Below are 16,923 nucleotides of genomic sequence, written 5' to 3' on the forward strand. Positions count from 1 at the left end.
ATTCAAATATAGGGTATCTTTCGATACCCTATATTTGAATATAGGGTATCTTTCGATACCATTTATTATTTTAATTTTCGAATTCTTCTACTCTTCTCTTAACTTCATCTGTTAAAGCTTTTTCATACGCTTCTATATTAGCCTTTGTAGTTAATTCATTCATATACTTATCCCAAGAAGCTTCAAATTCACCATCTTTAGCCATAATAACTTTAGGTAACCATTGTCTTTTTATATCATCCATTTTTTGCATTGCTATTCCAGCCTCTGAATCTGCAGATAAAAGGTTAGTGAATGAATATATTGGATACCATGGTCCTACATCTTCAAATGTTTCTCCTAAAAAATCTGGGAATTTTTCATATCCATATGCATCTAATATTTTCTTATCTATATCACTTAAAGTTGCATAATACTCTTTTGGTTGATCTCCAGGTTCAATAGCATTAATATTATCTTTTAATGTTCCTGTAAAATGCGGTAAATATGCATAATCACACATATTTTTAAGTTTCCATTCTTCATTCTTTGGATTGGCTCTTTGTTCTTCAGTTCTGTAGAATACTCCATCTTCTCCTACTTCGTAGTCAACACCTTCTTCTCCCCAAGATCTTAATTTAATAATTTCTTCATCTAATAAATCATTTAAAAATTGTAATGCTCCATCAACATCTTTACAACTTACAGAAACTCCAATACCATTTGAAACATTTAATGCTGTTACTGCTCTATATTTAGGTTGTACACTTTCATCAACAACTAAACCTAACGGAACCCAAGTTCTTTCATCTAATCCTTGTTGTATTAATGCTGTTTCAGCTGATTGGAACTGCCAGTGTTGGTCTACCATACCAAGTACTGTTCCAGTTGAAAGCTTTGCTATATATTGATCATATGAATTAGTAAACGATTCCGGATCTAATATACCTTTATTATACATTTCATTTAATTTCTTATAATATTCCTTAGCTTCTGGAATAGTATTATAATTTTTTGCTTCTAACGTTTCTGGATCTACTATTGCAGAACCATCATTAGGATATCCAGCTATGAATTGTGGTGGATTTTCTAGACAGAAATATCTCCAGTCATGTGTTAATATTTCAAAACCTATAGTTGGATTGCCGTTTATAGTTGGATTTGCTTCTTTATATCTTTCAATCAAATCAAAATATTGATCTAAAGTTTTTATTTCAGGATAATTATCCCATTCTAATACTGCCTTTTGTATCCAAAATGCCTCATCATTAAAATTAGTTGCTGTATCTTCACCTTGTCTTACTCCAAATTGCGGTATTATATAAATATGACCATCTTCAGATCTAACTTTATCCCATTCTTTTTCACTTAAATAATTCTTAAGATTAGGATATTTATCTAAATGTTCATCTAAAGGTATTAATGCACCAGCATCAATAAGATTTTGTGTTGCATCTCCACCATCTATAAAATCTGGATATTCCCCTCCTGCTATCATAACTCCAATTCTTTCTTGAGATGTTTGTCCTGTTAACCATTGTTCATCTACTTTTGCACCTATCTTTTCTGCAATTACATTTTTAATCCTATTATCATCTGGTAATTCCTTTCCTGGTACTGCATAAAAAGCTGTATATGTTTTTATGCCATCTTCATTCACTTGTTCTGTTCCTACATTTTCATTTGCTTTTGAACCGCCACCACAGCCAGTTAAAACTGACATAGACATTATTCCAGCAATAATAGTCGATATCACTACTTTTGATTTTCTCATTTTCTCTCCCCCATTCTCCTCTTATATGGTTTTAATAACCAACCATTGATTAAATTATACGTTTACATGCCCCCTCTCTCAACATAATAAATTATATAAAAAATACCATAAATTATATAATATAACTTTTATTTTTATATATATAAATAAAAGTTATATTATACTTTCACAATACAATAAAGGGTTATATAAATTTTAATATCTATATAACCCTCTATATATTTATTTGCTATATTCTTCTACTCTTCTTTTAACTTCATTAGTAAGAGCCTCTTCATATATATATATATCCACATTATTTCTCAATTCATAAATATAATCATTCCAATTAGATTCAAATTGATCAATTCTTCCCATTATAATTTTAGGAAGAAATTTACGTTTAATTTCTGTCATCTTTTCCTTTGCAATTCCAGCTGCTGAATCTGTAAACAAGTTATTGGAATATGAATATATTGGATACCATTCTGATATCTTATCATTTACTTTAGGTATAAATTCATTAAATGTTTCATATCCATATGCCTCTAATAGCTCTCTATCATTTGATCCTAAGTTTTCATAAAACTCCCTTGACTGCTCCCAAGGCACAACAGCATTTATTCCATCATCTAACATACCTTTGTACATAGGTAAGTATTGATAATAACACATATTATTTAATACCCACTTATTATCTAATGAATTTTCTCTTTGCTCCTCTGTTCTATAAAACTCACCATTATCATCTACCATATAATCAATACCTTCTTCTCCCCAATTTCTCAAAATAAGAATTTCAGGATCTAATAAATCATTTATAACTTTCATGGCTCCATCTATATCTTCACAGCTCTTTGTTATCCCTATTCCTCTACTAGAATTTACTACCATATAATTATAATAATTAGGAGTTACAGATTCATCTATTGTTAATGCTAGCGGTATCCATCTTCTATTATTAAGACCTTTTTGTAACAATTCAATATCAGAACTTTCAAACTGCCAATATTGATCTACCATCCCTAGAACTGCTCCAGTTGATAATTTCTCTAAATACTGATTATACGAAAGTGTAAAAGTTTCTGATTCTATTAACCCCTTGTTATAAACTTCATTTAGCTTTTTAAAATACATTTTTGCTTCTGGAATATCACTATATATTTTTGCTTCTAATGTATCTGGATTTACTATAGCACCTCCATCATTAGGATAGCCTGCTAAAAACTGAGGAGGATTTTCTAAACAAAACATCCTCCAATCATAAGTTAAAATTTGAAATCCAATAGTTTCTTCACCATTAATAGTTGGATGTGCATCTTTATACCTTTCTATTAAATCAAAATATTCATCAAGTGTTTTAATATTCGGATAGTTGTCCCATTTTAATACTTCTTTTTGTATCCAAAAAGCTTCTCCCTTATGGATTGTACTCTTATCTTCACCTTTAACAATCCCAAACTGCGGAATTATATAAATATGCCCATCTTTATCAGTTAATTTTCTCCAATCACTTTCTGATAAATAACTCTTTATATTAGGATATTTGTCAATATAATCTTCTAATGGTACTAGCGCATTTGCATCTATTAGTGCCTGTGTAGCATCTCCGCCATCTATAAAATCTGGGTACTTTCCTAACTCAATCATACTTTGAATTTTTTCTTCTGGAGTTTTATTATTTAACCACTCTTCATTTATTTCTGCTCCTATTTTTTGTGTTATAGCATTTTTTATTCTATTTCTATCTGTAATTTTATCTCCTGGAACTGCATAAAATGCTGTAAATCTTTTAATATCTTTATTAATATTATTTATTTTTCTATATATATTAACTACAATAACCAAAATAAGAATGCTTATTGTAGCATATATTATTTTTTGTTTAAATGATTTCATAACAAACTCCCAATTTTACTTTTTAACGTTTTCCCCTTTTTTACTTAATAATTTTATTATACCTCAATTTACTTCCAATAAAAATAGCTATAATAGCTATAATTACCATATAAATAACATTTTCATTACCTGTTTGTGGCAACTTATTGCTATTGTTATTATCTCCATTATTACTTACAATATTTTTATTAGTAACAATGACTTTTATTTCTTTTATTGCACTTGCACCCTTACTGTCTTCTACAGAATATATTACTTTATACTCTCCTATCCTTTTTGTATTTACAGTATTTTTAACAACCTTTACTTTATCAGTTATATTTCCATCTTCTTTATCTTTAGCTATAACTATATCATACGGATTAAATTCATCACCTAAATTTAATACTATATCATCAGCTATTATTATTGGAATATTATTTTCCTCATCAGGAGCTTCAACATCTACATTTTTACTCATTATGAGATTTCCATACTCAGAACTTCTTTGCCATCCCATTCCTGACATATCACACCAGTTAGCTACAGTTACTCTCTTACCTGTAGCATCTGCATCATTAACTTGTACATCAAATCCTATTAATGAATTCTCCTTATTCTCACCAACATAAATTGCTGCTTCAATTATATATCCACCTTCAACTATTTTAGTAGCTGAATTAAAATTATCCACATTACAATTTCCATTAAAGCTAGCTTCATTTTTATAGTTTATTCTATATTGAGCATCATCTTCATCATACAATGGAGTTTTAGCATTATTTAAATCAACAAATAATTCAACTGAATCTTTTTCATGATCATATTCATTATCTGAATTTAATACATCATCAACAACTTCTGCTAATACATATAAATACTTCCCACTCCATAAAGTTCTAACTTCTGCTATTGCTCCATCTTTTCCTACTGAAAAATTATTTACATTTATAACTTCAGCCTTATCCCATGCATCATCGATTTCACCATCAATTTCAGGATTACCTTCTATTGCATTTGCAATTTTAGCTGTAGACATAAATATAATTTCTCCAAAATCTTTTTCTGTTATTTCTCCACCATTTACATCATTCCATACAGAAACTGATTTTAAATTATCATTATCATAATTATTGATTCTAACTTCAAAGCTTATAGTATCCTCAATTTCTATACTTTTATCTCCTACTGGAACTGTTGCTGTTGCAGTATATCCACTACCATCTACCTTTTCATTTACACTATTACGCTTTATTGTTATAGCTTCAGCACTGCCAACATAAAATTCAATACTATCATTTTCATTTAAAGATGTGTCAGTTATATCCGCATTTATATAAATATTTTCTTCATCCCAAATTACTCTTACATTAGCTTTTGCTCCATCATTACCTTCAATTATTTTATTTACATCAATACTATTTGATAACTTCCAAGCTAAATCATTAACTTTTTCTACTTTTTTCGCTTCAATACTCTTAGTTTTAATTTCAAGACTATTTGGATCTACTAAAGCCCAGTAAGCTGGTTTTGCTTTAAAGTTTCTATCAAATAATAATGGAGCATTTTTTCGTCCTTCAACAGGAAAATTATCAAGCCATGAATCATTATCAGTAACTCCCCAAACTAAAGTCATATCAATATTTCCTTTAGCTGTTTGCTCTTTAAATAAATCAAATAATTCTTGATATCTATAAGCTTGTTGTAATAATACTTCAGATGTTATTGGCATTTCTTTATCGCTATCACTCTTGTATATAGATAAATCTAATTCTGTAATTTGTACTGTAAAATCTGGATTATACTTTTTCAATTCTGAAAATCTCTCTATAGTAGCTTCAATACTCTTTATATCTGGATTATACATAGATATATGTGTTTGTAATCCCACTCCATCTACAGGTACTCCAGCTATAAGAAGTCTTTCTATTAAATTATATAATGCATCTTGCTTTCTACCAGCGCTTTCAGCTCCATACTCATTTATTATTAACTTAGCATTAGGGTCCGCTAATCTTGCTGCTCTAAATGCTGCTTCTATATAATCATCATCATCACCATCACCATCTAAATCACCAATTATTCTTGCCCATTTAGAGTTTTCATTATCTCTTCTTAATCCATTTTCAGACACACCATCTGCCATTACTTCATTAACAACATCCCATGCATATATTTTTCCTGCATAACGACTTGCTACTGTAGTTATGTGCTCTGTCATTCTTTCAAGTAAATCTTCACTTGAAACTTCTTTACTACTATCTTCTGAATCCTTAAAGAACCAGCTTGGCATTTGACTATGCCAAACTAAGGCATGACCTCTCATAAGCTTATTATTATCATATGCATAATTTACAAGAGTATCTGCGTCATCCCAATAATACACATCTTCACTTGGTCTCATTGGCTCAACTTTCATTACATTTTCTGCAACTATTGCATTAAAATGCTTATTAATTAGTGCTTCATACTCACTACCTTCTTCTAATTGGTCTGGTCTTACAGCTGTACCTATAACAAAATTTTGCCCTAAAGACTCAGTTAAAGCTTCATGTAATGACTTAATATCCGGTTCATGCTTATCATCTGATTTTGCAACCTTAACAAACTTTACTTCATCAATATAGAAATCCATTAAATCATAATCAGTACTTTCTGGATCACTATCAGCAATTTCTTTATATGAAGTTTCCATATAAAATGAATAACTATTTAAATCTTCAGAATTTGGAATTGTATATTCACCTTCTATTAGTGTCCATTCACCTTTTTTAACATTCTTTTCCCCAATAGTCGCATACTGAGCATCTTTATCTATAAATTCATTTGAAAATTGAACTTTAAATGTTTTTCTATCTGGTCCATCATTATATTTAACCCAAGAAGAAATCCTATATGTTTCTCCTTTTTCAAGGTAATTTGTCATATTAATTATTGGACCATCAAAAGTTTCACTTCTATTTGAAACTTTTAAAGAATAGTTACCTTCATAAGCTTCTTCATTTACTGCTTCCACTGTAGAATTTATTCTTCCAGTAAAATCATAATTCTCACCTTCAAAGTTAAATTTCACTTCATCAGTGGCTTGTTCATTATCTTCTGATTCTACATTACTTTTTTCAGAAACTGAAAAATCATCAATTACATATGCTAAATTTGCATTGTTAGATTCTATTTTTATATTTAATGCAATAAGCTCTTTATCTTTACTTGCATCCTCTAACTTATATGTTCCATTTAATGCAACAGCCTCGGTTAAATTTATTTTAGCATCAACTATATTTTTTCCTTCTAACCATCCACCTTCATAATTATCATAATACTCTTTTTTTTCACCTGTTATATTACCATTTTTGTCCAATAAATTATATTGTCTATAAATCGTTACATTAACTGAATTTTCACCTTCATCTTTAGCTCTAATTTTAAATGAAATATCGTATGTCTTTCCTTCCTTTAATAATTCTTTCAAGTCCAATGTTGCACCATTACAACCTTGTGTTCTTTCATAACATTCTAAACTATAGTCACCACTTATAGGGTTATCAGCAGTAATCTCTACCTTTCCCTCTCCACTATTGTACCATTTTCCATTACTACCATCTTCAAAGTCATAAAATACAACTTCTTTACTAATCTCACCAGCCTCTACAGCTATTGATGATAATGGATTTAATATAACTAATCCACTAAGCAATAAACTCATAATTTTTTTTTTATTTTTCATAAAATCCCCCCTTGTATACATTTACATATTTAATGTTACTATTTTTGTATTATTTTTAAATACGCTAAATTATATATTTTCTTTAAATAATTATTGTTTATAAACTTCACTATTATAAATTTGTTCTGTTTTTCTTAATTCTATTTAGAAAAAATAAATATAAAAAATTAAGTGAAGTTTCTCAAGAAAACTTCACTTAATTTTTAATAGTCTTTAAATATTCTTTTTAAAAAGTTATATAAACCATGATTCCAAACTGTAAAATCATGTCCACCCTCTATTTCATAATAAATATGATTAACATTATTTTTAACTAACGTATTATGTTGTCTTATTGACTCATTCATTACAATACTATCATCTTTACCTTTTACAATCATAATTAAAGTTTTAAGGTCCTGCGGTATTTTAAAGTTTTCCTCAGTAAATAATCCCTCTTCAAAAACACCATTATTCAAGTATTTAAATATACCAAACGCTGGACAAAAAGCACCAATATATCCAAAAATTTTATATAATGTAAATCCAATATATAAAGCTTCTCTTCCTCCCATAGATAATCCAGCAATTGCAGTATTTTCCCTTCCTAATTTAACTGAATAATTCTTCTCTACATACGGAATTAAGTCATTTAATAAGTCATTAATAAAGTTATCAAATGCTTTAAAATGCTCTAATGTAAATATATCACCTGGATTTGCTGAATCATCTTGCCTAGCACGCACATTTGGAAAAATAATTATCATTTCGCTTGCATTTTTTGTTGCCATTAAATTTCCAATAATATACTGTGCTCCTCCATTTAACCATTCATTTTCATCTCCACCAATCCCATGTAAAAGATATAAAACAGGGTATTTTTTATTCTCATTATAATTAGCAGGTAGCCATATATTAAACTTTCTTTTTGTTTTTATATTTTTTGAATAGTATTCAACTTTACTTATCGTTCCATAATCAACACTTTCTATTAACTTATCGTACCCAATAGGAGGTACATATTGATTAACTTCACTTTTCATCCATTAATACCTCTCTTTAACTTTATATCAGCCTTAATGATACTAAAATTAGTAACCTACTTCTAAATAATAATTAAATATTTTGTTCTATTCTAAAATAATCAAAATCAACATATCCTCCTATTTCTTTTGTTGCATAATTAAACAATCCAAAACGATATCCAACAAAATGTGGTATTGTATATTCTAATTTTAGTTTATTTCCAATCTTATTCCATACATCCCCACTTAAGCTATAATAAAAATATGCACTATCTGATAAATTTTCATAGTCAAAATCTATTTTAAAATACACTTTATTTTGACTTATAGGAATATTACCCATTTCTTTATCACATCCAGAACTACCACTAATCATAACGATATATTTAATGCCATTTTCCATCTTAATACCAACAAATCCATACTTTTGTTGAAATGCTGCTAATCCTGCATAGTCACCATTTTTCATATTACTTACATCAATTTTAATACTCCCTGAACATTTAGGCCCAACTGTTCTTTGAGTAAGTATATTAACTGCATCCAAAATATTGATACTCTTTCTTCCATTCCTTAATCTTAAACATCCTGGCTGTTCAGTTAAAGACCAATTATTATTATCTGGATTATGATTCCATTGCCATACTAATTTTAGTTCATTTTTATTTTCATCAAATTCATCTGAATCAACAAAACTATACTTAATTTTTTCACTAATAATTCCAGTATCATATACATCATCAAATATAGGCCAATCTTCTTTCCATATAATAGGTATAACATATGGTATTCTACCTACAGCTCCATGGTCTTCAAATAACATTCCATACCATTTTCCTTCAGGTGTATCAATAATTCCACCTTGTGCTATACCTCCAACAATACTTTGCTTTAATACTATTCTGCCCTCATAGGGACCTTCTAACTTATCAGATCTATGAACTATTTCTGTTCTAATCCCACCTTTTGGCCATACAATATTAAATATATAATAATTCCCATTAATTTTTTGTATATGAGAACCTTCCGCAACAAGACCATCTCCAATATCCCCAACAACTTTAGTAGCATTTTCAATAATAACCTTATTAAATCCATCTTTTTTAATTGCCGTTACGTCTGAAGTTAATTCTGTTGCCCATATCTCTCCTCCACCATATATAAGGTATACACGTCCATCATCGTCAAACAATAATGATGCATCTCTGTAAACTCCCTTTAAGTCATAACGTTTCCATGGTCCATTTTCTATATCATCTGTCTGATAAATATATGTTGTATTAGTGTCATATGCTCCAAAAGATACATAGTACTTTCCATTATTATATCTAAGGGTACTTGCCCATGAGCCTTGACCATATGCACTTTCTCCATTTTTTAGAGTTTGTTTATCACTATCATCAAGTATGTCATAAACGTAGTTAACTATATTCCAATTTACTAAATCATATGATTTCATAATTGGTACACCTGGACTCATATGCATTGTAGTACTAACCATATAATAAATATCATTTACTCTTATTACATCTGGATCTGGAACATCTGACCATATAACAGGGTTTTTAACTGTATAAACCTGATAATCACTTTTATTTGTATCGTTTAAAGTAAATTCATCTTCATACACAAGCTTAACCTCCACTCTTCATTGATTTTATTTTAATTTTTACAGATAATTTATTTCAGTTGTAAAAGGAGATATCGGTAACCCTTCTCTATTATATAAATTTATATCATGAGGTGAGTTTTTCCATGCGTATCTTACATTAACTGGATTACTAACTTTATTACTCCAAACTTCTATTAAATTTCCTTTTATTTGGGCATTAGCCTTATAAAAACGTCCATATTCATCACTAATTTCGAAATTATTTAAATTACCTTTTATACTTATTAATCCACTTTCACTATTAGAAAAATGAATAACTATCTTATTTCCTTCTATATTCATTTTTTTATACATAGGTGTTACTGAAATATTTTTTTCATTATATACTTTATCTTGAGCTAATAAAGCTAATCTTCTTCCAACTTCTTTCTTATTAAGTGGGTGAAGATCATTATATTCACCAATATCAACTGAAACTGCCATTCCAGTATTTTTTATTCTTAATCCCCTTCTTTGTGCTTCTCTTAACTTCGCCCAATTATCTAATAATGGACTATCTTCTGGTGCTAAATAGTTTGCAAGCTGTACATATAAAAATGGTAAATATTCATTATTCCAATTTTCTCTCCATCTATTTATTAACGTTTCAAATAACTCTTCATAATCATTAGGGTAACCTGTATTAGATTCACCTTGATACCACAACACACCTGCTATAGCATACTTCCTTAATGGATGAATTATTGAATTATAAAAGCCTATAGGTTTAAATTGAAAGAAAGTTCTATCATAATTAAAATCCATTCTATGTCCTATTTTATATTTCCATCCCCCTGATAAATCTATCTCTTCATTTTCAAATGCCAATTTATACTGCTTATCTTTTATAAATCCGCCTATTCCTGTATTACTCATAACACGTATTGTTATTATATTTCTTCCCACTTTAAGTATCTCATTATCTACTTTGTAAATTCTAGGAGGATACCTATACTCTGTTTTCCCAACCAAAACACCATTTACATATACTTCATCACTATCTATGATACTCCCTAAATAAAGTTTAGCATTATAACTAGCTGCTTCATCTGATAAAAATATCTCTTTTCTAAACCAAACAGATCCATTAACTTTATCTAAACATGTATCCTTCCACATTCCTGGTATAACAAATTCACCCCAATCACTATCATCAAACTCTTCTAAGTTCCACAAATTTATTAAACCTTCATCATTTAAATTTAACTCTTCATACCAATTATTAATTCTATTATCATCTTGTTCTTGAACTCTAGATACATACTCAGAATCCTTACATTTTCTAATTATTTCTTCAAATCTATTAAACTTCTTCAAATCCGCTTCATTTATCCATGATTCAATAGGAGTTCCTCCAACCGCTGTAGCAATTATTCCTATTGGAACTTTATATTTCTCATATATTTCTTTTGCAAAAAAATAACCAACAGCAGTAAACTCAAGCGAATTATCTTGATTTAAAACTTTCCAGCTCCCCTCATCCAAATCATCTTTTGGACCATTAAAAACATAGTTTTTACTTGCACAAAATTGTCGTATATTACTATTATTGTAATTTAAAATTTCATCTTCATATAATTCCATAACTCTTTCTATTGGTAACTCCATATTAGATTGTCCACTACATAGCCATACATCCCCAATTAAAATATCTTTAATTGTTATCTCTTCCGCTCCTTTTATAACCATTTCATATGGACCACCAGCTTCTAGCTTATTTAATAAAATGCTCCATTTTCCTTTATCATTAGAAACTGTTTCATATTTTTCACCTAAAAACCAAACTTCTATTTTAGAATTTTCTACTGTAGTTCCAAATATTTTTGTTTTATCTCCTCGTTGAAGAACCATTCCGTCACTAAATATACTAGATAACTTATTCTTTTCCATACTCATAACACCTCTATTATTCCCGTCCAAATCAATCTATATTAAAGTTTAGTAACCTTTCATATACTACTAATCACCTAATATCTTACATCTTTAAATTTTAATTTTATACCTACTTTTTATATATTTTCCTTTGATTATTTTACATTTATTATTTATACATGTTTAAGTTTAATCAATATAAAAAACAGTAGATTAATTATACATAAATCAATCTACTGTTACTTTTCTTCTAACATTTTATTTATACTATTTTATTAACTTCTTTCAATCTTAACCTTACTTCCACCAAGTCCTGCTTCTGCTGGAGTAATTAAAAGCTTAACAGGAACTCTATTCTTAATAGATTCAACATGACTTATTATTCCTACCTTTAATTTATCATTATGAATTCTTTCAAGCGAGCTCATAACAACCTCTAAAAGATTATCATCTAAAGTACCAAACCCTTCATCTAAGAAGAATAATTCAAGTGGAGCAGTTCCCTTAAGTTGAATTTCTGCTGATAATGCAAGTGCTAAAGCAAGTGATGCTAAGAAGGTTTCTCCCCCTGAAAGTGTAGAAGCATCTCTTTCAGCTCCACCATTTTTATAATCTCTAATTATAAATCTTCCATCCTCATCTACTTCTAACCCATAGTTTCCATTAGTTATTTCCTTTAACTTTTTACTAGCTTCTAGCGAAACATATTTAAGTCTAGTAGCTGCAACAAACTCAACAAACTTCTTCCCCTTAAATAATTTATCTAAATCATTTAATAATGCAAGCTTATGATCTAATTTTTCTTTTTGCTTTAATAAATCCTTAAGTTCTAGAATCTTTTCTTTTATTATTTTAAGCTCTTCTTCAACCTTAATTTTTATTTCATTTAATTCTTTAACCTTAAGTTCTTTTTCTTCTTTTTCCTTTTGTATAAGAATCCACTCTTCTTCAAGTAACTTTCTATCTCCAATCTTTTTAGTTATACTTTCTATTGCACCTTTAAGTTGCGATAGATTCTCCTTATACTTATCAATTTCACTCTTTAATTCTTTTATTTTCTCTTTATCTAATAAATTTATTTTTACTTCATCAATATTTAAAAATTCTTCTTCTTTTAATATTATCTCTAACTTTTCTTTCTCTTCTTCTTTTCTATTGTAAAGCTCTTTTATTTTTGAAGTAATACTAATTAATTTAGAATTACATTCTTCATAAATTTTATTAGCCTCTTCTTTTTGTTTTTCAGCTATAACATAATTATCTTCAATTTCTTTTATTTCCTTTTGTATATTTATTAAACTTTCTTCAATATTATTTATATCATCAACTTTACTTTTTAATTTATTTAAGTTTTCTTCTCTAACTTTATTTTTCTCTTTTAATACAGTGCTAATTTTTGCTAATTCTTCATTAGTTTCAGCTAAATTCTTAGTAGCATTTTCTTTGTCTGCATTTAACACTTCTATTCTATCTCTGTATTTTTTAATTGTTTTTTCTATTTCTTCTCTTTCTTTTTCAACCTTATTTATTTCTTCATTTTTAGAAATAAAATCTTGAACACTAGTTTTTTCCTTAAGAATATTCAAACTATCTTCAGCTTCTTTTAACTTATTATATTGATTTTTTCTTTCATCCTCTAAAGTTTTCACTTGATTTTCATAACTACCTATTTTAGTTTCTAACTCTGTAAACTTAAGCTTTGAATTATTACATTCATCTTTTAAAACCTTTATTATCTTTTCTAACTCTTCTTTTTTTGTATTATATTCATTAATTTTCACTCTTAAATCATTAATTTTAAGCTGTATACTTTTTACTATCTCTTCATTAAAATCTTCACCTAAAGCTTTAATTACTTCTTTTTCTTCATCTAATTTATTTTTTGAAATCTCAAGCTTAGCTTCCATATCTTTTATATTATTAGATAAAGTATCTAATATTTTTTCTTTTAATTCTATACTTTCTTCAAGGCTAGTAATATCCTTTATTTCTACATGCTTTATATTTTCCTTATGATGTTCAGTAGATCCACAAACTGGACAAACATCTCCATACATTAATTCTTCTCTTAATTTATGAGCTAAATTTTCTCTTTCTATTTCAAGTACATCTACTTTTATCCTTTTAATTTCATTATCTAATTTATTAAACTCTTCTTTTTTAGGCTTTAATTCAATACTTAATTCTTCTATTAGCTTTATATTTTTCTTAATTTCTTCATTAGATCTATTATATATATCTAACTGTCCCTTTAATTCTGAATATTTTTCTTGCATATCAAATAAATCATTTTGATTTCCTGGGCAATTTTTAATTAAACTCTCTAAATTATTTTCATTTTCTTTTAACAAATAATTTTTTTTATCAAATTCAACTTTTAATATATTTTTTTCTTCTAATGATTTCTTTACTAATTCATTTATAGTATTTATTTTTGTTTCAATATCTTTTAGTAGCTTTAAATAATTGTTATAATCTCTAGTAAGTACTAATCCATCTTGAACATACTTTTTAAATTCACTATCTATATTTAAAGTATCTCTATATTCCTCTTTTTCTTTTAATAAATCATTTCCCCTTTTTAATCTCTCTTCAGAATCAACTAATTTCTCTTCATTTTCTTTTTTCTTTTTATTTAATTCATTTACATTATTATTAATTTCTTTTATTTCATTTTCTAAAAGATCTAAAGACTTTTTATCATTAATCGCATCTTTTATTTTCTCTTCTTGAACTTTATATTGTGATAATTTACTATCCCTTATTAATCTAGCATTATTCCATTGTTCTTCTATAATCTTCTTATTACTATTAAGTTCTTCACATTTAATTTTTAATTCTCTTAATTCTCTTTCTGTAAAGTTAATATTATTTAATGTATTTTCATAAGTACTTATATAAGGTTTAACTTTATTAGCTGCTTCTCCAAGTTTAACCTTTTCTTTAAAAGACTCTATTTCTATAGCCCTTTCCTTTAAAGCATTTTCCTTCTCTTTATAACCCCTAACTTCAAGCTGCATATCCCAAAGCTCTTGATTTTCTTTAAAGCTTTTATCTATATCCTTAAGTTCTTTAGCTACTTTATTTAAATTATCTATACTTAACTTTAACTCTTCTTCTTTTTCAGCTTTCTTTTCTTCACTTATATCTTCATAACCCATAAGTTGGCCTAATAAAACACTATTTTCAGTTTTCTCATGATTAATTTCTCTAGATAGTTTCCTTGATAAATTATCACCATATTGTTCTAAATTAAAAAGCCTCTCTAGCATTTCTCTTCGCGGCTTTCCCTCTAACTTTAGAAACTCTGAAAACTTTCCTTGTGGTAATACAACAGTTCTTGTAAAATCCTCTAAGCTTAATCCTATTACCTCTTTACACTTATCAGTAACTGCTTTAACCTTATCTGCTAAAACTTCTTCACCATTAGTTATATCAACTATTTTACACTTTCCCGATATTGGATTTCCTGATTTTTTATCTCTTTTAAATTCCCTTGTAACAAGATATCTTTTTATTTCTGCTCCTGATATTTGAAACTCAAAGCTAACATTTAACCTATCACAATTAGTATTTATATAATTTGAACTTTTTCTTGAAACATCTCCATATAGTGCTAATGTTATACCATCTAATATTGTAGACTTACCACTTCCTGTTGGGCCAAATATACCAAATAGCCCACGGTCAGTTAGCTTTTCAAAATCTATAGTTTGCTCTTCTATAAAGCTATTTAATCCCTTTATCTTAAGCTTAATTGGTCTCATCTTCATCCACCTCTTCATTTACTAATTTTAATAATAAGCTTACAACTTCATCATCAGCTTCTACATTTCTTTCCTTCTTATAAAACTCTCTAAATATTTCTTCGAAGGATTTTTCCTGGATACTTATAGCATCTTCCTCATTATCTTTACTATTTTGAAGCCTTGGTGTTATTTCTAAAATATCCTTTTTTATTTCCTTAATATTCTTTATTTCATCTTCTCTTATATATCTATCACATTTAATCTCTAAATAAATCCAACATTCTCTATCCTTATTTTCTTCACATCTTTCTATAGCATCATCAACACTTTCACATTTCCAAACTTCAATTGGTTTATAAACTTTTAATTCTACTTCTTGTATTTTACATTCTTCTTTAGGCTTTACATCAACAATAAAACATTTTTTATTAATATTTATTTCTTTTTTATTATAATGAAGTGGTGATCCTGAATATCTTGCTTTTTTATTTGTACCTGGTACAATCTGTGGTTTATGCACATGACCTAAAGCTATATATTGAGCTTCTTCTGGAAAACATGAACCATTAACTATATAGCTTCCACCAAGCTGAATACTTCTTTCTGATCCCCCTTCTTCACTTCCCATAGCAAATAAATGTGATACTGCTAAATTAATAGTATCTTCTCTATAATTTTTCTTAAGAGAATCAAATAGTGATTTTATTCTTTCTCCATAAGTTTTTAGCCTATCTTCATCACTATCCATTTCCCCATAAAGAACTTCATTTAATCTTTTTTCACTTGGATATGGTACTGTTAATATTATTGCCTTTTCATTATTAATTTCTATTTCAATAAACCCTTCACCTGAATTAATTACCTTATGTTGTCCATATTCACCACACTGTACAACAGTTTTAGGAGTACCAACCATTATTATTCCATGTTCCATTGCAAGTGGTCCCGCTGCAACTAATCTTTCTGGATTATCATGATTACCTGCTATAACTAATGTTAGTCTTTCTCCATTTTTAGATAGCTTTTTTAATGTATCATAAAACATTTTTTCAGCTCTTGCAGGTGGATTGCTTGAATCATAAACATCCCCTGCAATTACAACTAAATCAATATTATTTTCTTCAACTATATTTATAAAATCATTTAAAAATAATTCCTGTTCATCCATTCTGCTAACACCTTCTAAATTTTTACCTAAGTGCCAGTCTCCAGTATGTAGTATTCTCAAAATACAACCTCCTCTTAAACTTTACCTATTATTAATTATTCCTATTATTTAATTATACAATCAATCTTTACTACTAATCAAA

The 16,923-nt window shown here is 28.1% G+C and carries 8 protein-coding genes; all 8 read right to left on the reverse strand.

Going from position 1 to position 16,923, the window contains the following annotated elements; all coding sequences use genetic code 11:
- Positions 1 to 70 precede the first annotated feature (70 nt).
- On the reverse strand, positions 71 to 1,753 hold the full coding sequence (locus tag HCG76_RS06290; RefSeq protein WP_221699388.1) for an extracellular solute-binding protein: 1,683 nt from the start codon (positions 1,751 to 1,753) through the stop codon (positions 71 to 73).
- Between the two features lie 222 nt (positions 1,754 to 1,975).
- Positions 1,976 to 3,631 carry a sugar ABC transporter substrate-binding protein gene (locus HCG76_RS06295; protein ID WP_221699387.1) on the reverse strand — a complete coding sequence of 552 codons (1,656 nt, stop codon included), beginning with the start codon at positions 3,629 to 3,631 and terminating at the stop codon, positions 1,976 to 1,978.
- A 40-nt stretch (positions 3,632 to 3,671) separates the two neighbouring features.
- Entirely contained in the window at positions 3,672 to 7,337 is a 3,666-nt protein-coding gene (locus HCG76_RS06300; protein ID WP_221699386.1) for an endo-1,4-beta-xylanase, read from the reverse strand.
- A gap of 203 nt (positions 7,338 to 7,540) precedes the next feature.
- Positions 7,541 to 8,359, reverse strand: a complete 819-nt coding sequence (locus HCG76_RS06305; protein WP_221699385.1) for an alpha/beta hydrolase — start codon at positions 8,357 to 8,359, stop codon at positions 7,541 to 7,543.
- Between the two features lie 73 nt (positions 8,360 to 8,432).
- Positions 8,433 to 9,971: a glycoside hydrolase family 43 protein gene (locus HCG76_RS06310; RefSeq protein WP_311776383.1), complete on the reverse strand. Its 1,539-nt coding sequence runs from the start codon at positions 9,969 to 9,971 to the stop codon at positions 8,433 to 8,435.
- 39 nt (positions 9,972 to 10,010) lie between these two features.
- Positions 10,011 to 11,882 (reverse strand): sialate O-acetylesterase, encoded by a 1,872-nt coding sequence (locus HCG76_RS06315; RefSeq protein WP_221699384.1) that lies wholly within the window; start codon positions 11,880 to 11,882, stop codon positions 10,011 to 10,013.
- A gap of 257 nt (positions 11,883 to 12,139) precedes the next feature.
- Entirely contained in the window at positions 12,140 to 15,631 is a 3,492-nt protein-coding gene (locus HCG76_RS06320; protein ID WP_221699383.1) for an AAA family ATPase, read from the reverse strand.
- A complete protein-coding gene (locus tag HCG76_RS06325) occupies positions 15,618 to 16,841 on the reverse strand; it encodes an exonuclease SbcCD subunit D (protein WP_221699382.1) in 1,224 nt (407 codons plus the stop codon). Before HCG76_RS06325 ends, HCG76_RS06320 begins: the two co-directional genes overlap by 14 nt.
- Positions 16,842 to 16,923: the final 82 nt, after the last annotated feature.

It is taken from the genome of Clostridium sp. K13, assembly GCF_019734195.1.
In the GTDB taxonomy this organism is placed as follows: Bacteria; Bacillota; Clostridia; order Clostridiales; family Clostridiaceae; genus Clostridium.

Bases quoted from the DNA above. Each gene is read 5' to 3' on its own strand.
- HCG76_RS06290 (WP_221699388.1), bottom strand. From the start codon at position 1,753: ATGAGAAAATCAAAAGTAGTGATATCGACTATTATTGCTGGAATAATG.
- HCG76_RS06295 (WP_221699387.1), bottom strand. From the start codon at position 3,631: ATGAAATCATTTAAACAAAAAATAATATATGCTACAATAAGCATTCTT.
- HCG76_RS06300 (WP_221699386.1), bottom strand. From the start codon at position 7,337: ATGAAAAATAAAAAAAAAATTATGAGTTTATTGCTTAGTGGATTAGTT.
- HCG76_RS06305 (WP_221699385.1), bottom strand. From the start codon at position 8,359: ATGAAAAGTGAAGTTAATCAATATGTACCTCCTATTGGGTACGATAAG.
- HCG76_RS06315 (WP_221699384.1), bottom strand. From the start codon at position 11,882: ATGGAAAAGAATAAGTTATCTAGTATATTTAGTGACGGAATGGTTCTT.
- HCG76_RS06320 (WP_221699383.1), bottom strand. From the start codon at position 15,631: ATGAGACCAATTAAGCTTAAGATAAAGGGATTAAATAGCTTTATAGAA.